Below are 17,311 nucleotides of genomic sequence, written 5' to 3'. Positions count from 1 at the left end.
ATTAAGCCACACAATGAAATTTGAAACATCAGATGATTTCATAATGGAATTAATAGTATCAGGAGCATATAATAATCAACCATCTCCAGAAATTATGTTTATGCATATTTTCGTTGGCTATGTACTCTCATTCCTATATGAAATATATGCCCATATAAATTGGTATAGTTTATTCCAAATTGTTATTATATTTTTTTCATTGTCAGCTATATCATATATTTTTCTTTCTCAAAAAAAGACATTATTAACTATAACTTTTGATATCTTATTTTTATCTTTTGTAAGTGCTGACCTGTATTTGTTAATGCAATTTACAAAAACTGCTGGTATAGCCATTATTGCAGGAGGATTGTTATTAATAATATATATTTTTGAGAAGGCTAATAAAAAGTATTTTTTTTTAGGATTGATGTTCTTAGAAATCGGTTTACTTATTAGACAGTATACTCTGTATATTACACTTCCATTTTTCTTTTTGATCATTTTATTCTATATCTATAGATATAGAATGAAAATCAAAAAAAACCTATTAAAAATATTTATATGCTGTATATCAGTACTAGGATGTTTTATAGGAAACACAATTACAGAAAAGATGTATGTAAACAGTCATTCTGATTATTCGGAATATAAAGAATATAATCAATTGCGAGCTCAATTAGTTGATTATCCTCATCCTGATTATTATGCAATAAAAGAAGAATGTCAAAAAATTGGTATTACTGAAATTGATTATCTGACATTTCTTCATTGGAATTTTGGAGATACCAGTTATTTTTCTAAAGAAAAACTCAAAGATTTAAATCAAATATTAGAAAAATATCATTCTGAGCATAGAACTGGATATAAAGATACACTCATAAAATTATTAGATCGAAACTATATGAATTACATTTTTGTATGGACAATTATTATTATCGATATTTTATTTTTGTTATATCAAAGAAAAATGTTATTTATTTATCTTATATATATATTAGGATTTGTATCTTTGTTTTATGTTCTTTTGTATCGAGGCAGACTGGTATATAGAATTGAAAGTGTCATATTATTTACAGTCATCACTCATTTAATATATTTAATGATTTATTTTGCTAAAAAACAAAATAAAGATTATAAAAGTTTTTTACTTACTTTGTTGTCAATGATGGTTCTATTGAGAATACCTTTATATTATCAAAATGATTCAAGTTCTGTGTTTGATATTATGTATTATGCAAATGATAATTCATTGTCAAAATATAGAACAACATTCAATAAAGAGAATAATCAACACAATTTATTCAATGAAATTATAGGACATCGTGATAATATCTATCTTTTAGGATTTCAAACGACAGTACAAAGTATATATCTTAATTACAATATTCTTGATATTGTAGAACCTAATATATTTACAAATAGTCTTTTTTTATCTGGAGCTGATACGAAACATCCAACAGTTGTAAAGATACTAGAAAACCAAAATGTTGAAGATACATTCGCCCTTTTAAATCACGAGAATGTTTATTTAATAGAAAATTACTATATTGATGAAATAATAAGTTTTATTAATCAAAGAAGTGATACGAAAAAGAAAAAAGTATTTATAAAAGAAATCGATGGATATCAAATATGGAAAATTGTAAGTGCTAAGGGGGAGTAAATAATGAAAATATTAGTCACAGGTGGAGCAGGATTTATTGGTGGGAACTTTATTCATTATATGGTGAATAAATATCCTGAAGATATGATTGTTAATTTAGATTTGTTAACTTATGCTGGGAATTTAGAAACATGTAAACCAGTAGAAGGAAAACCTAATTATAAGTTTGTCAAAGGTGATATTGCTGATAGAAAGTTTATCTTTGATTTATTTGAAAAAGAAAAGTTTGATGTTGTTGTCAACTTTGCAGCAGAATCACATGTTGATAGAAGTATTGAAGATCCTGAAAGTTTTGTCAGAACAAACGTTATGGGAACAACAACATTACTAGATGCCTGTAATCAATATGGAATCAAAAGATATCATCAGGTATCAACTGATGAAGTTTATGGGGATTTACCATTAGATAGACCAGATTTATTCTTTACAGAAGAAACACCATTACATACATCTAGTCCATATAGTTCATCTAAAGCTGCTGCTGACTTATTTGTACTAGCATACCATAGAACATATGGTTTACCAGTGACAATCAGCAGATGTTCTAATAACTATGGACCATATCATTTCCCAGAAAAACTTATTCCATTAATGATTTCTAGAGCATTAGCTGATGAGTCATTACCAGTTTATGGAACAGGAGAAAACGTCAGAGACTGGTTACATGTTTATGATCATTGTGTGGCTATTGATTTAATCATTAGAAAAGGAAGAGTTGGAGAAGTTTATAATGTAGGTGGACATAATGAAAGAACAAATCTTCAGGTTGTTAAAACAATCTTAAAAGCATTGAATAAACCAGAATCATTAATCAAGTATGTAGAAGATAGAAAAGGACATGATTTAAGATATGCGATTGATCCAACAAAGTTGGAAACAGAATTAGGATGGAAACCAAAATATAACTTTGATACAGGAATCCAACAGACAATTCAATGGTATCTCGATAATAAAGAATGGTGGCAGAACATTCTTTCAGGAGAATATCAAAACTATTTTGATAAAATGTACAAAAATAGATTAGAAAAGGGAGAACAATAAAGATGAAGGGAATCATTTTAGCTGGAGGATCAGGGACAAGATTATATCCTCTCACAAAATCAGTATCAAAGCAAATTTTACCTGTATATGATAAACCAATGATTTATTATCCATTATCAACTTTAATGTTAGCAGGTATTAAAGAAATTCTTATTATCTCTACTCCTAGAGATGTTGTTGTATTTGAAGAATTATTAGGAGATGGAAGTCAATTAGGTATATATATTGAATATGCAATTCAAGATAAACCAAATGGTTTAGCTGAAGCTTTTATTATTGGTGAAGAATTCATAGAAGATGATAGTGTATGTTTAATATTGGGAGATAATATCTTTTATGGAACCAATTTTACAGAAACTTTACAAAAAGCAAGTCATATTAAAAATGGAGCTTTGATATTTGGATATTATGTTAATGATCCAAGAGAATATGGAGTTGTTTCTTTTGATATAAACAAAGATGTTATTTCTATTGAGGAAAAACCACAGAATCCTAAATCAAATTATGCAGTTCCAGGCTTATATTTTTATGATAATGATGTTGTTAAAATTGCAAAAACAATTAAACCATCTGCTCGAGGAGAATTGGAAATTACTTCTGTTAATAATGAATATCTTAAAAGAAAACAATTAAAAGTTGAACTTTTAAGTAGAGGTACAGCGTGGTTGGATACAGGAAACCATGATAATTTACTAGAAGCTTCACAGTATGTAGCGAGCATTCAAAAGCGACAAGGATTATATATTTCATGTATCGAAGAAATTGCATATGTTAAAAGATATATCAATAAAGAACAACTATTAAAATTGGCTGAAGAACAATGTAAAACAGAATATGGGAAATACTTAAGAAGAATTGCAGTTGAGGGAAGTACATATGAAAGAACAGTGGAACAATCTTCTCTTTAATTCATGGATAGATAAAAATGGTAATGTTTCTACTAATCAAGAAATTGATGAATGGATAGCTTTTCTTAATAAGAATATTGAAGTCACTATTACTAAAAACAAATTAGATGATAGCAATTATTGGTTTTATGATCATGATAAAGGAATCATTACAAATAAAAATAATAGTTTTTTTTATATTCAGGGAATTCAGGAATATATTGATGATAAAGTTGTTAGTGAACAACCTATTATTTTTCAAAATGAGATTGGTTTTTTAGGTATTATATGTTCTGTTATAGACAATCAGCTCAATTTTTTAATGCAAGCTAAAATAGAACCAGGAAACATTAATCAGATACAAATTTCACCAACTATTCAAGCTACAAAAAGTAATTTCACACAAAAACACGGTGGAAAAAAACCATTATATTTAGAATATTTTATAGATGTAGATCCAAAACATATTATTGTAGATCAGATACAATCAGAACAATCTTCTCGTTTTTTTCATAAAAGAAATAGAAACATTGTTATTATGGTTGATAAAGATATAGAGATACATAAAAATTTTAAATGGATGACATTAGGACAAATAAAAAGATTAATGAAATTTGATAACATAGTCAATATGGATACGCGTACTGTTATATCTTGTTTACCGATTTTCCCTTTTCAAAATGATAAGCAAAGAGATTTTTTATTCAATCAATATAAAAATAAAGAATTTTTGAATTCAGTTTTTGATGATAATTCTAGTAAAATGAGTGAAGCATTTCATAAATTGAATAATATAAAAATGTTTGAAGAAAAAAAATATAAATTTGTAAAATTAGATGAATTAAAGACATGGAACTTCACTTCCAATGAAATAACTAATTCTAATGCGAATTTTAAAGTCATATTTTGTGATATTAAAATTGATGGACGTGAAGTAACACATTGGACTCAACCTTTATTTGAAGCTACTGGTATAGCTATTTTTGGATTGATAACACGTATTCATAATTCAAAACGTGAATATTTAGTTCACCTAAAAAAAGAAATTGGATGCTTTGATACTGTTGAATTCGGACCATCCATTCAATTTGAAGCAAACGAAATTAATAAAAAAGAGAGAGACATTGTAGAAGATGTCTTTTTTAAGTACTTAAAAGAAGAAAAGAATATTGTTTTTGATACCCTTTTATCTGAAGAAGGTGGAAGATTTTATCATGAACAAAATAGAAATGTCATTATCGATATCAAAGAAAATGATATCAATATTACAGATCAGTACATATGGTTAGACTTTCATACGATAAATAAAATGATTCAATTTAATAATGTATGTAATATACAATTAAGAAATTTAATGTCTTTATTGGAGGTAGAATAATGATAAAAATTGGGATACTTGGAGCCGCTGATATCGCATATAGAATGTTTTTGCCAGCTCTTATGGAAAATAAGAATTTTCAATGTGTTGGTTTAGCCGAAGAATATGATCAATCTAAAGTTGAAAAGTTTCAAAATGAATTTCATATAGATATATACGATAGTTTTGATGATTTAATCGACAATCCAGAAATTGAAGTTTTATATATACCTTTACCACCAGCATTACATTATCAATATGCAAAAAAAGCCCTTTTGAAAAATAAACATGTTTTTCTTGAAAAACCACTGACTACAAATTATGAAGATACATTAGAACTCATTAAAATTGCTAATGAAAGAAATCTCGTATTACAAGAAAATTACATGTTCCAATACCATTCTCAACTTTCAGAAATACAGAATGTATTGTTAAATAAAGAATTAGGAGATTTAAGACTCATAAGATCCAACTTCTGTTTTCCAAAACGACAATCGAATGATTTTCGTTATTCTAAAAAGTTAGGCGGTGGAGCCTTGTTGGATGCAGGTGGATATGTAGTCAAATTGGCTACAATATTATTAGGAACAAATCTACATATAGAATGTGCACATCTTTATAATTCTATTGAACATGATATTGATTTGTTTGGAGATTTTTCTGCTTCAAATGATAATGTCACTTTTCAAGGAGCTTTTGGAATGGATAATGACTATTCATGCTCTTTAGAAATTATAGGGTCAAAAGGAAAATTATCAACGAATAGAATTTTCACATCACCACCAGGTAATAAACCAATACTAACTATAACAAAGAATAATCAAGTAGAAGAATTTGTATTGAAAGAAGATAATCATTTTTCTAAATCAATTAATGTATTTTGGAATGCATTAAGAGACGAAAATGAAAGAAAAAAACTATACGATGATTTAAAAATACAAAGTTATTTAGTTAATCAAATAAGAGATTTAGGGGGGAAATAAAAATGATTAAGTTTAACAAACCAACCATTACTCAATTAGAAGAAAAATATATTGTTGATGCGTTACATAACAGTATTTTATCAGGTGATGGAAAATATACAAATAGAGTGTACCAACAATTTCAAGAGAGATTTGGAATAAAGAATATGTTGTTAACAACATCAGGAACAACAGCTTTAGAAATGGCATCAATTTTAGCTGATTTACAAGATGGTGATGAAGTCATCGCCCCTTCTTTTACATTCTCATCTACTATTAATGCTTTTTTATTAAGAGGTGCTAAAGCAGTCTTTTGTGATATAAGAGAAGATACTTTTAATATAGATGAGAATAAAATAGAAGATTTAATTACTGATAAGACAAAAGCAATCTATGTTGTCCACTATGCTGGTATTCCATGTGAAATGGATAAAATCATTGAAATTGCTAATAAATATAATTTATTCATTATTGAAGATGCAGCACAAGCTGTTGGTTCAACTTACAAAGGAAAAGTGGCTGGTACAATGACTGAGTTTGGTTGCTATAGTTTCCATGAAACAAAAAATTATGCAATGGGTGAAGGTGGAGCAATCATCGTTAATGAAGAAAAATACATGGAAAGAGCTGAAATTATTCGTGAAAAAGGAACTAATAGAAGAAATGTTTTAAGAGGTCTTGTTGATAAATATACTTGGCATGATATTGGTTCATCATTTCTTCCATCGGATCTTTTAGCAGCATTATTAAGTGCTCAAATGGATAGATATGATGAGATTATGGAAAAAAGAATGTTAGTATGGAATACATATTATGAAGGATTACAAGATTTAGAAAAAAATAAAAAATTACGTTTGCCTATCATTCCAGAAGGTATACAACATAATGCACATATGTTTAATATTTTATTACCTACTGCAGAAATAAGAGATGATCTAATTAAAAAATTAAAAGAAAAAGACATCGTTGCATATATTTGTTATGTTCCATTACATTCTTCGCCATATGGATTGAAATTAGGATATAAACCAGAAGATTGCCCTATCACAGAAGATATTGCAGCACGATTACTTAGATTACCATTATATGCAGATATGACAAAAGAAGATGCTACGTATGTTGTAAAAGCAATCGAGGGAGTATTGTAAAATGGAAAAACTGGTTATTATTGGTGCAGGAGAATTTCAATTACCTTTGATCCAAAAGGCAAAATCATTAAATTATGAAACACATGTTTTCGCCTGGGAAGAAGGTGCAGTTGGAAAAAAAATTGCGGATTATTTTTATCCAATTAGTATAACAGAAAAACAAGAAATACTTGATATATGTAAAAAAATTCAACCTAAGGGTGTAGTATCTATAGGTTCAGATTTAGCAGTTTTAACTGTGAATTACATTGCAAGAAATCTTGGTTTAGTATGTAACCCTAAAGAATCAGATTTAATTACAACAAATAAATTTTTGATGCGTGAAACTTTTCAAAATAATAGTATCCCTGTTCCCAAGTTTATTAAAACTGATAGATTAGTTCAAGAAAAAGAAATTGAAGATTTTACTTATCCGCTTATTGTAAAACCTACTGATCGTTCTGGAAGTAGAGGAATTACAAAAATAGAGAATCTTAAAGAAATGAATTCTGCAATCAGTGAAGCTATAAAGAATTCATTTGAGAATTGCGCTATTGTAGAAGAATACATTGAGGGAGACGAATATAGTTGTGAATGTATTTCTTTTGAAGGAAAACATACATGTTTATCTTTTACAAAGAAATTTACAACAGGGGCACCACATTTTATAGAAACAGGACATCTTGAACCATCAGATCTATCTAATAATCAAATAAAAAATTTTACACAGGATATTTTTAAGGCTTTAGACGCTCTTAAAATAAATTATGGAGCATCTCATTGTGAATTTAAAGTAACTCCTAACGGAGAGATGAGAATCATTGAAATTGGAGCAAGAATGGGAGGAGATTGCATAGGGTCTCATTTAGTTAATCTCTCAACTTCTCATGATTATATTAAGATGGTTATTGATGTAGCTTGCGGAAATAAACCAATCATTGTTCAACCTCCTTTAATCAATTATGCATTTATAAAATTTATTTTCAATGATAGTGATCTTAAATGTATGACATTATTTAAAGAAAACAATCCTGATAGTATTAAATTTATAAGTGAGATTGAAAATATAAATTCTCATGAAATTGTTGATAGTTCAACAAGATTTGGTTATTTCATAGGAACAACTAGAGATAAAGACCTAGCTTATAGTTTATTTAAGAAAAGAGATTGAGAGGAGAATAAAAATGGATGAAATAGCTATTATTGGCGCAGGAGCAGTTGGCGCAGCGTATGGTAGTGTTTTTATAAAAAATAATATTCAAAAATTTTCATTTGTTGCAAATGGAGAAAGAGCTAATAGACTTTTAAAGAATGGAATCAAGGTCAATAATGAAGTGCTTTACCCTAATGTATCTACTGGAGAAAATCATGGTAAAATAAAACTTTTGCTTGTTTTGGTAAAAAACTATTCTTTAGAAAGTTCAATTGAAGATATTCAATCTGTCATTGATGATAACACTATTATTTTATCATTATTAAACGGTGTTACAGCTGTTGATTTTTTAAAAGAAAAATTTCCAAATAATAAAGTTTTATATGGAATAGTGATGAGAACAGATGCAAATAGAATTGACGATAATATTACATTTCAAACCTTAGGAGAAATACAATTTGGAGAAGAAGAAAATATTGAGTTTTCTGATGATGTCAAATATGTGATAGATATATTTGAAAAAAATAAAATAAAATATCATGTTTATGAAGATATGGTAAGAATGCTGTGGAGAAAATGGATGGTCAATATAGGTGCAAATCAAATTTCTTTACTTACTCAAGCAAAATTTAAGTATTTTGGGGAATTTCCTGAAATAAAAAAAGCATTGAATTGTGCAATGCAAGAAATTGTTGATATCGCAAAGAAGAAAGAAATACATTTAACTACAAAAGATAAAGATGATATGATTGAAGTTTTAATTCATTATCCACCAGAAAAAAAGACATCAATGCTTCAAGACTTAGAAGCAGGAAGAAAAACTGAGATAGATTATTTTGGGGGAACAGTTATGAAATTGGGAAAAGAATGTGGAGTCCCTACCCCTGTTAATGAAATTTTATATTATATTGTCAAAGCTAGAGAGAAGGTAAATTGTGCAGAACATCAATTATCAAAATAATAAAAACATTCTTATTCTAGGTGGAACCTTATCAACATTAGATGTTGTCAAAACAGCAAAAAAAATGAGATTAAAAGTTACAATAACAGATAATTTAGAAGGTGGCGTATCTAAACAATATGCAGATGAAATTATTAACTATAGTACAGATGATTATACAAATATAAGCAAATATATTAAAGAAAATCATATTGATGGAGTATTTACAGGTGCAAGTGAATTTAATATCAAAAATATGATTAATATATGTAATCAAAATAATTTACCAGTTTATTGTAATATGATGCAATGGGATACATGTTCAAACAAATCTCGTTTTAAGCAATTATGTAAAGAATACGGAGTTAATACAGTACCTGAGTATTTTATTGATTCTCATGATTGTTCTCATATATCGGATGAATATTTTCCTTTAATTATTAAACCGGTAGATAGTTATAGTGGGCATGGGATTTCAATTTGTAGAAATCGAAATGAATTAAATGCTGGAATAAAAAAAGCTTTAGATAACTCAAAATCTAAACAGATTATACTAGAAAAATATATGCAATGTGATAATGTAGAAGTTTATTACATTGTTCAAGATGGTCATGTTGAATTAATGACTTTATCAGATAGAATAACAAGAAATGATCTAAATGGATCACCTATACCTACTTTCTTCTATCATCCTTCAAAACATAAAGATGTTTATTTACAAACTACTAATGAAAAAGTATGTAAAATGTTTGAAAAATTTGGTTTAGAAAATGGTGTTTTCTTCATGGAATCTTTTTTTGATGGAAAAGATTTTTATTTTTATGAAATGGGTTATAGATTAAATGCAACTATGGAGTATAAATTTGTTGAATATTTTAATGGATTTAGTCCACTAGAATATATGATTCAATATGCAATTGAAGGTAAATTTGGGAATCAGAAAATTAAAGATGTAAATAAAAATTTTAAAGGTTATGCATGTGAAATAGCTCCTATATTAAAATCAGGTATTATAAAAAATATTATTGGTTTAGAAGACATATTAAAGGATAAAGAAGTTATACATATAACTCAATTTTATCATATTGGTGATCATATCAAAACCGAAGGAACATTAGATCAAAATTTTGCAAGAATTCAAATTGTTTCTTCAACAGAAGAAGAGCTACATAAAAAAATCGATAAAATTATCAGCCAATTACATGTAATTGACGAAAATGGAAATGATCTATTATTACCGTTGAAAGGGATGGAAAAATGAAAAAATTACAAGGAAAACGTTTATTAGTTTTAGCCGGAGTTAATCCTATTGCAGAGGACGTAGTAAAATTTGCGCGTCAGTTAGGGGTATATACAATTGTAACAGGAAATTTAGATGTTAATTTATGTCCTGCTAAAAGATATTCAGATCAAAATGAAAATGTAAGCACAGCAGATTTAGATGAGCTTGAAAAACTTATAAAAAGAGAAAAAGTAGATGGTGTTTTTACTGGATCTAGTGAGTATTCAATTGAAAGAGTTATATCTTTATGTGAAAGATTGGATTTACCTTTTTATTGTAATCGTGAACAATGGAATATATGCTCTAACAAGGACTCATTTAAAAATTTATGCCGAAAATATAATGTTCCTGTTGTAGAAGAATATGACATGTCTGATTTTAATGAAAATGACTCATCATACTTCCCAGTCATTGTAAAACCTGTGGATGGTAGCGGTGGAGGAGGAATTTCCATTGCTAATAATTATGATGAGTTAAAAACTGCTTATAATAGAGCTTTAAATTATTCTACAAAAAAATTAGTTATCATTGAAAAATATATTACAGCAGATGAGATTGGAGTAAGCTACGCGATACAGAATGGAAATGTAGTATTAACTGCAATGCATGATAGATACTTAAAAGAAAGTGAAGGTCAATTCATGAAATTACCTTTAGCGTATATTTATCCATCTAAACATTTAGAAAAATATCAAAAATATCAAAACGAAAAAGTAATTGAAATGTTTAAAAGCATAAATTTACAAAATGGAACTTTATTTCTTCAAGGCTTCGCATTAGAAAATTCATTTCCTTTTTATGAGATGGGATTGCGTTTTAATGGGGCTAAACAATATAACATTTTAAAAGAGGAAAACAATTTTAGTACTATGGATATGATGATTAATTATGCATTAACAGGTGAAACAGGAGAAAAAGATATCACTCAACTTGCTAATCCAAATTTTAAATCCGTATATTGCACTTTATCAATATTAGGAAAATTAGGAAAAATAAAAAAAGTTATAGGTGTTGATGAATTAAACAATATGAAAGAAGTGCTAAATGTTTCTCAATGGTACTATGGTGGCGAAGAGATAACTGATAAATATATAGGAACACAAAGACAAATTCTATGTAGAGTTACATTGAAAACTCCTACTCATGAATTGATGGCTGAAGCTGTTGAAAAAGTATATGAAAAATTTGATGTTATATCTGATAATGATGAAAGTATGATTATTGGTAAATTTGATTATAAAAAAATACTGAAAAGCGAGGAACAATAAATATGAAGGTAACAGTAGCAATTCCATGTTATAAATCTTCAAAAACAATTTCAATCGTCGTAGATCAGATTACATCAAAATTTAAGGAATTAAATCGTTATGATTATGAAATTATTTTAATCAATGACTGTTCTCCAGATAATACTTTTGAAATTATCAAAGAGTTATGTCAAAAAGATTCACATATAATGGGTATTGATTTATCTAGAAATTGGGGTCAAGCTGCGGCAAGAATGGCATGTTTAAAACAAATTGATAGTGATTGTTTAATATATATGGACGATGATGGTCAGCATCCTATTGAATATTTACCGCAATTAATTCAAAAAATAGAAGAAGGTTATGATTTGGTAAGTGCTGATTTCTCAGTTAAACAAACAAAAAAAATTAATAAATTAACTAGTGCTATTTCTAGTAAGTTATTTCAAATAACAGGTAAGCGTCCTAAAGGTGCTGTTTCCTCTTCTTATTTTGCAATAAATAGAATGTGTATTGAAAGTTTAAAGAAATATCTATCACCTTTCCCATCTATTTTTGGATATTTATATCAGATTGCTGGAAAAATTACCAGTATAAAAGTTAAACAAAATAAACGTATTGTGGGAAAGTCTGGTTATAATTTTTCTAAGAGATTTAAAGTATGGTTAAATGGAATGATTAATTTCTCTATATTCCCATTAAGATTATCCTCTTTTTTAGGGGTTATATTCTCTATAACAGGATTTATTTTTGGAATTGTACTTTTTATAAGAAAACTATTATTTCCAAATATCTTAGTCGGTTATACTTCTCTAATTACTATTATTTTATTTATTGGAGGATTGATCATGATTATGCTAGGACTTATCGGAGAATATATAGGTAGAATTTATCTTACAATTAGCAACCAACCACAATTCGAAATTAGAGAAATTATAAAAAAAGAAGGAGAAATGTGATGAAAAAAAAGATGAATATTTCAGTTAAGCAAATTGTTATCATACAAATTGCTGTTTTCTTTTACTCGTTATCAGGTGTTTTCAATAAGGTGGCTGCACTAGAAACGATTCCATCAATAAAATTTTTATTCTATTTTGGAGTTTCAATCTGTATATTGGGGTGTTATGCAATTGCATGGCAAATGATTTTAAAACGAGTTCCCCTATCTACTGCCTATAGTAATAAACCAGTATCCATGATCTGGGGAATGATTTTAGGTTTTTTAATATTTAATGAAACTATTACCATAAATATGATTATTGGAGCTGCAATTATATTAGTAGGTGTTTATTTGGTGGTGACTTCTAATGGCTGATTATTGGTATTATTTAATAATGTTGTTAGGTATTTTTATATCTTCAATATCTCAATTAATTTTAAAAAAAGGAGCTATAAAAAATTACAGTTCAATTATATGGCAATATGTTAATATTTATACTTTTATTGGTTATGGAATGATGTTTGTATCAACACTTTGTTCACTAATTGCGCATAGAGTTGTTCCGGTTTCTTATGCTCCAGTATGGAATTCATGTAGTTTCATTTTAGTTACACTTGTAAGTCGAATTTTTTTAAAAGAAATTCCAACAAAACAAAAATTACTTGGTTTGTCAATTATGGTTGTAGGAATTATCGTTTTCTCAGTATAAGGAGCATTAACATGAGAAAAATTAGAGATATATTAGAACATAAAAAAGGGCAATGGTTATTGTCATTTTCAATTACATTTATTTTTTTCACATTTGTAATTCTCACTAAAGAATTAATTTTTTCAACAAATGATGATTCGAGAATATTATATGCTTTAGCAGGATATGCAACAGGGATTACAAATCCGGAACAACCTTTTATTAATTATTTTCTAGGCTGCTTTATAAGTTTTTTATACGAGTTAAATGGAAAAATTCCTTGGTATGGATTATTTCATGTGGTATCTTTATTTTTTTCTATTGTTGTAATATTTAAATGTTATTATAAATTAATTTATAAAAAAGGCTGCAACTATAGTTTCTTTCCAATATTCGTACACATTACATTATTGTTTTCAATTTTTTTATATCCACTTGTTGCGTTACAATTTACTACAACATCTGCAATAATAGGAACATCAGCAATTTCAGTAATCTTAGTTTTAGAGAAAGATGATGATAAATTTACTCACACAATATCATACATATATTGTTTTATAGCTTTATTGATAAGCTTTATGATAAGGAGTTTATCTTGGTATTGTGTAATGCTCTTTTTTGGATTTGCTTGTTTATATAAAATGTACTATAACTTTGTCTTTGATAAAAAACTGTTAAATAAAAAAAATATATCAATTTTTGTGTTAGGAGTTTTAACTGTAATATCTTGTTTTTCATTAAAATTTATAAGTGTAAATATAAAAAATGATAATGATATAGCGCAAGCATATAATTCATATAATGATTATCGAGTAAAATATATGGATTATAAACAACATGATTCTTATGAAGAAAACAAAGCTCTTTATAATTCTGTAAATTGGACGGAGAATACATATAGCGCAACTTTGTGTTTATTATATTTTGATAAAGATATAAATGAGTATTCATTAAAGAGAATAACTGATGAATATTCTGTTAATACTAAAGAAACAATTAATGATGCGATTGAGCTATCTGAGAGCTTAATATGTGAAAATACTTATGCACAAGTTTCGATAATATTAACAATAGGATTAATATTCAGTATTATTTTTCTTTCGAAAAATAATGTTGATAAAATATTTATTGTTTTTTTGGAAATAGTTACATTAACTTTATTTGTTATCTTGGCGATTAGGGGAAGATTACCGCTAAGAAGTTTTATATCTTTGATTGTTCCAAATTTTTTTCTATTACTAATGTTTTTTGCTCGTTTACAAAATAAAAATTTTGCTAAATATTTAAAGATAGTAGCAATCCTTATAAGTACGATGTGTATATTGCTTAGCATAAAATCTATTTATATAACACAAGAATATTTAGATACACAGACAGAGACAAGTATTGGACAAAAAGAATTTGATTCTTTTGAAGAATATGCAGTGCAACATCCAAATAACTTCTATGTTTATGATTTTAGCGTAGCTACAATAAATAGAGATCCATTTAAAGTTTTTCCAAATGAAAAACCGAGCAATACTATGGTATCTGGTGGTTCATATACTTATTCAGAACTTTATTACAAACAGTTAAAAGCAAATGGTTTAAATCAGCTTTTTTGGGAAGACTTATTACGAGATAATATATTTTTTGTATCAGCAAATGATTATTATGTAGAAGTAACAAAAAATAATATAGAGGAAAATTTAAATAAAAAAATTAGAGTAAAAAAAATAAAAACATTTGGAAATTCTAATAAAGGATTGTCAATTTATAAGTTTTCAAATTAAATTTATATTGATAAAAATCTTAAGATTTAATTTATTATTTGAATATTTCATGCAATTACCTCACGTTTACTTTACATTGTTGATTATGCAAAGATTAATACTAGTGATATGTGTTTTTTAGAATGACCAAACTTTTTAGTTTTTTCTATATAGTTTTAGAGATGAATCTTTCAAGTAGACCTCAAAAATCAAAAAAATTAAACTATTCCTCAAAACTTAATTCCTTAAAAATATCTTTGAAAGTTTATTTCTAAAAAATGATTACCTGTTTTTTATTATTTCTAGAACTATTGTAGAACAAATTATTAATTATACATAAAGGAATTTCTGAACGTAAAATTGATGTAAAACGTTTTCATATTCTTTTGATTCTAAACTATAGACATTGTTTTATGATTTTGTAAAATTTATTTCTTTATAACAATATTTTTATAAAAATACATATATATTGATTATAGAATATATAGAATTATAAAGATTCAAAAAATATATTTAATTTGAAAAGTAAATTCTACTTTTTTTAAGACTAAGTTCTACTTAAAAAAACATTGATAAGTAGAACTTAATCTTGGAAATGTCATAATTTATATTTTTAATCTTTGTGTTTGTGTATATAATGTATTTGAAGTGAATTTCAATTTTTTTAAGGATTGCGATGAATTTGCAAGACTAAATTCTACTTCTTAGTGTTCCTCATTTTCAATCCTTTCCTATCTGTTTTTATTAAAAATTGAATTGTTTAAAATCACTTCATCAAGCTTAATGTATTTGATGTGCAATGCCTGTAATAATTCTTTGCCCCATATGAATTCCGTCACTTCATAGGGGCTTTTATTATTCAATGAATATCTCTTGTATGAATTGATATGCGACATCATATTCCAAACATCCCTTTGATGAAGATTATTGAAAGTCTTTCCTTTTGGCAGGAAATATCTTATAAACTCATGATTTTTTTCACACGAACCTTTTTGATCTGATCTATTGGGATCGCAGAAAAACACCTTTAATCCTAATTCTTCAAGATAAGCTATGTCGGTGAATTCTTTTCCACTGTCTGTAAGTATGACCTGAAAGAAATTCTTAAAGAGATTCTTATCATCAAATCTTTCGTAATACAATTCAAATACCTGTGCAAGATGTGTGTTTTCCTTGCTTGAAATGAAATGGGCAATTTGAAAATGCGTTTTCACACAATGAGGGGTAAGGAGAAGATTTTCACCTTTGATGCCCTCGACAGTATCCATCTGGATGACATTAGCATCGGGATGCTCGTTCATATAGGCGAGATAATCATCATATGTGCGATTTTTTCTTAATGCGGATTTATTGATTTTTACCTCATTGTTCTTTGCATTTCTCTTTCTTTTCTTGAATCTAACCCTTCTGGGGAGGTCAATGTTGGCACATTCAAGAAAGCCAGCATCAATGTAGTTGTAAACAGTACTTTGAGAGACGCCAATCTCACCAGCATGTGAAGCAAATATATGATTGAGAGACTGAGACTTATCTCTGACAAAAGGACTGACAATGGAATCGATCTTTTTGAGTTCATCTTCAGTGACATTGATGCCAGTACGCGAACTGACAAGAACTTCCTTATATTCTTTGTGAGCATGAGAAGGGTTGTAAAAATATTTTATAGGCTTGCGACAGTATTTACGGGAATCACAGCCATTGCATACATAGGGACCTCTTCTTAATCGTTTGCATATATAGAGCTCAAAATCAGGACAAACGCTTTGACAGATGTCACACTTTTTACAAAACTTGAGATTGCATTTGATATGAGTGCATAAATGAGTATGCGTGCAGCTTTTAACATGAGCACAGGTGCCATTTTTACTAAGGGTATTGGAAATTCTCTGTTCAATTCTATGTTTCCTGATTTCTTTGGAAACAGTAGATTTATCTTTTGAAATAGCTGAAGCAATTTTAGAAACGGAATCACCATTTTCTAGCATGGTAAAAATCTCATTACGTTGATCAGCGGTCATATGTTTATTTTTAGAAATATTTTCATTCATATCATTAATCAAGAAAATGAGGAACAAATAATCAATAACATATAACAAGAAAATTCGTAAGACTAAATTCCACTTTATTTTTTAAAGTAGAATTTACTTTTACAATTAACCATTCAAAAAATATATTTAATTTGAAAAGTAAATTCCACTTTTTTTAAGACTAAGTTCTACTTAAAAAATATTGATAAGTAGAACTTAATCTTGGAAATGACATAATTTATATTTTTAATTTTTGTGTTTGTG

At 27.5% G+C, this 17,311-nt stretch carries 15 protein-coding genes; 14 read left to right on the top strand and 1 reads right to left on the bottom strand.

Features of this window, described 5'->3' with window-relative positions; translation table 11 throughout:
* Positions 1–43 precede the first annotated feature (43 nt).
* The 14 genes from B5E79_RS09575 to B5E79_RS09510 are packed head-to-tail and all read left to right on the top strand — an operon-like array spanning position 44 to position 15,041.
* Complete coding sequence (locus tag B5E79_RS09575) at positions 44–1,645, top strand: hypothetical protein (RefSeq protein ID WP_143746779.1); 1,602 nt, start codon at positions 44–46, stop codon at positions 1,643–1,645.
* A gap of 3 nt (positions 1,646–1,648) precedes the next feature.
* Entirely contained in the window at positions 1,649–2,686 is a 1,038-nt protein-coding gene (rfbB, locus tag B5E79_RS09570) for a dTDP-glucose 4,6-dehydratase (RefSeq protein WP_087297845.1), read from the top strand.
* A 2-nt stretch (positions 2,687–2,688) separates the two neighbouring features.
* Entirely contained in the window at positions 2,689–3,594 is a 906-nt protein-coding gene (gene rfbA, locus B5E79_RS09565; RefSeq protein ID WP_087297844.1) for a glucose-1-phosphate thymidylyltransferase RfbA, read from the top strand.
* Positions 3,563–4,951 carry an NDP-hexose 2,3-dehydratase family protein gene (locus B5E79_RS09560; RefSeq protein ID WP_087297843.1) on the top strand — a complete coding sequence of 463 codons (1,389 nt, stop codon included), beginning with the start codon at positions 3,563–3,565 and terminating at the stop codon, positions 4,949–4,951. The genes rfbA and B5E79_RS09560 overlap by 32 nt, the downstream gene beginning before the upstream one ends.
* On the top strand, positions 4,951–5,913 hold the full coding sequence (locus B5E79_RS09555) for a Gfo/Idh/MocA family protein (RefSeq protein WP_087297842.1): 963 nt from the start codon (positions 4,951–4,953) through the stop codon (positions 5,911–5,913). The genes B5E79_RS09560 and B5E79_RS09555 overlap by 1 nt, the downstream gene beginning before the upstream one ends.
* A 2-nt stretch (positions 5,914–5,915) precedes the next feature.
* Positions 5,916–7,040: a dTDP-4-amino-4,6-dideoxygalactose transaminase gene (gene rffA / locus B5E79_RS09550; protein WP_087297841.1), complete on the top strand. Its 1,125-nt coding sequence runs from the start codon at positions 5,916–5,918 to the stop codon at positions 7,038–7,040.
* Between the two features lies 1 nt (position 7,041).
* Positions 7,042–8,190, top strand: a complete 1,149-nt coding sequence (locus B5E79_RS09545) for an ATP-grasp domain-containing protein (protein WP_087297840.1) — start codon at positions 7,042–7,044, stop codon at positions 8,188–8,190.
* A gap of 13 nt (positions 8,191–8,203) precedes the next feature.
* Positions 8,204–9,133 (top strand): ketopantoate reductase family protein, encoded by a 930-nt coding sequence (locus B5E79_RS09540; protein WP_087297839.1) that lies wholly within the window; start codon positions 8,204–8,206, stop codon positions 9,131–9,133.
* Positions 9,108–10,373: an ATP-binding protein gene (locus tag B5E79_RS09535; RefSeq protein WP_241147480.1), complete on the top strand. Its 1,266-nt coding sequence runs from the start codon at positions 9,108–9,110 to the stop codon at positions 10,371–10,373. The genes B5E79_RS09540 and B5E79_RS09535 overlap by 26 nt, the downstream gene beginning before the upstream one ends.
* A complete protein-coding gene (locus tag B5E79_RS09530; protein ID WP_087297838.1) occupies positions 10,370–11,662 on the top strand; it encodes an ATP-binding protein in 1,293 nt (430 codons plus the stop codon). The genes B5E79_RS09535 and B5E79_RS09530 overlap by 4 nt, the downstream gene beginning before the upstream one ends.
* Before the next feature lie 2 nt (positions 11,663–11,664).
* Positions 11,665–12,600 (top strand): glycosyltransferase family 2 protein, encoded by a 936-nt coding sequence (locus B5E79_RS09525; RefSeq protein ID WP_087297837.1) that lies wholly within the window; start codon positions 11,665–11,667, stop codon positions 12,598–12,600.
* Entirely contained in the window at positions 12,600–12,956 is a 357-nt protein-coding gene (locus B5E79_RS09520; protein WP_087297836.1) for an EamA family transporter, read from the top strand. Before B5E79_RS09525 ends, B5E79_RS09520 begins: the two co-directional genes overlap by 1 nt.
* Positions 12,949–13,290: an EamA family transporter gene (locus B5E79_RS09515; RefSeq protein ID WP_087297835.1), complete on the top strand. Its 342-nt coding sequence runs from the start codon at positions 12,949–12,951 to the stop codon at positions 13,288–13,290. Before B5E79_RS09520 ends, B5E79_RS09515 begins: the two co-directional genes overlap by 8 nt.
* 11 nt (positions 13,291–13,301) lie before the next feature.
* Positions 13,302–15,041, top strand: coding sequence for a hypothetical protein (locus B5E79_RS09510; RefSeq protein ID WP_087297834.1), 1,740 nt, complete (start codon positions 13,302–13,304; stop codon positions 15,039–15,041).
* Positions 15,042–15,751: 710 nt separating this feature from the next.
* Here B5E79_RS09510 and B5E79_RS09505 read toward each other — a convergent pair.
* Positions 15,752–17,068, bottom strand: coding sequence for an IS30 family transposase (locus B5E79_RS09505; protein ID WP_143746778.1), 1,317 nt, complete (start codon positions 17,066–17,068; stop codon positions 15,752–15,754).
* Between the last annotated feature and the right edge of the window lie 243 nt (positions 17,069–17,311).

This window comes from Massilimicrobiota sp. An134 (assembly GCF_002160815.1).
Classification (GTDB): Bacteria; Bacillota_I; Bacilli_A; order Erysipelotrichales; family Coprobacillaceae; genus Allocoprobacillus; species Allocoprobacillus merdigallinarum.
This window is presented reverse-complemented; position numbering and strand designations above follow the sequence as displayed.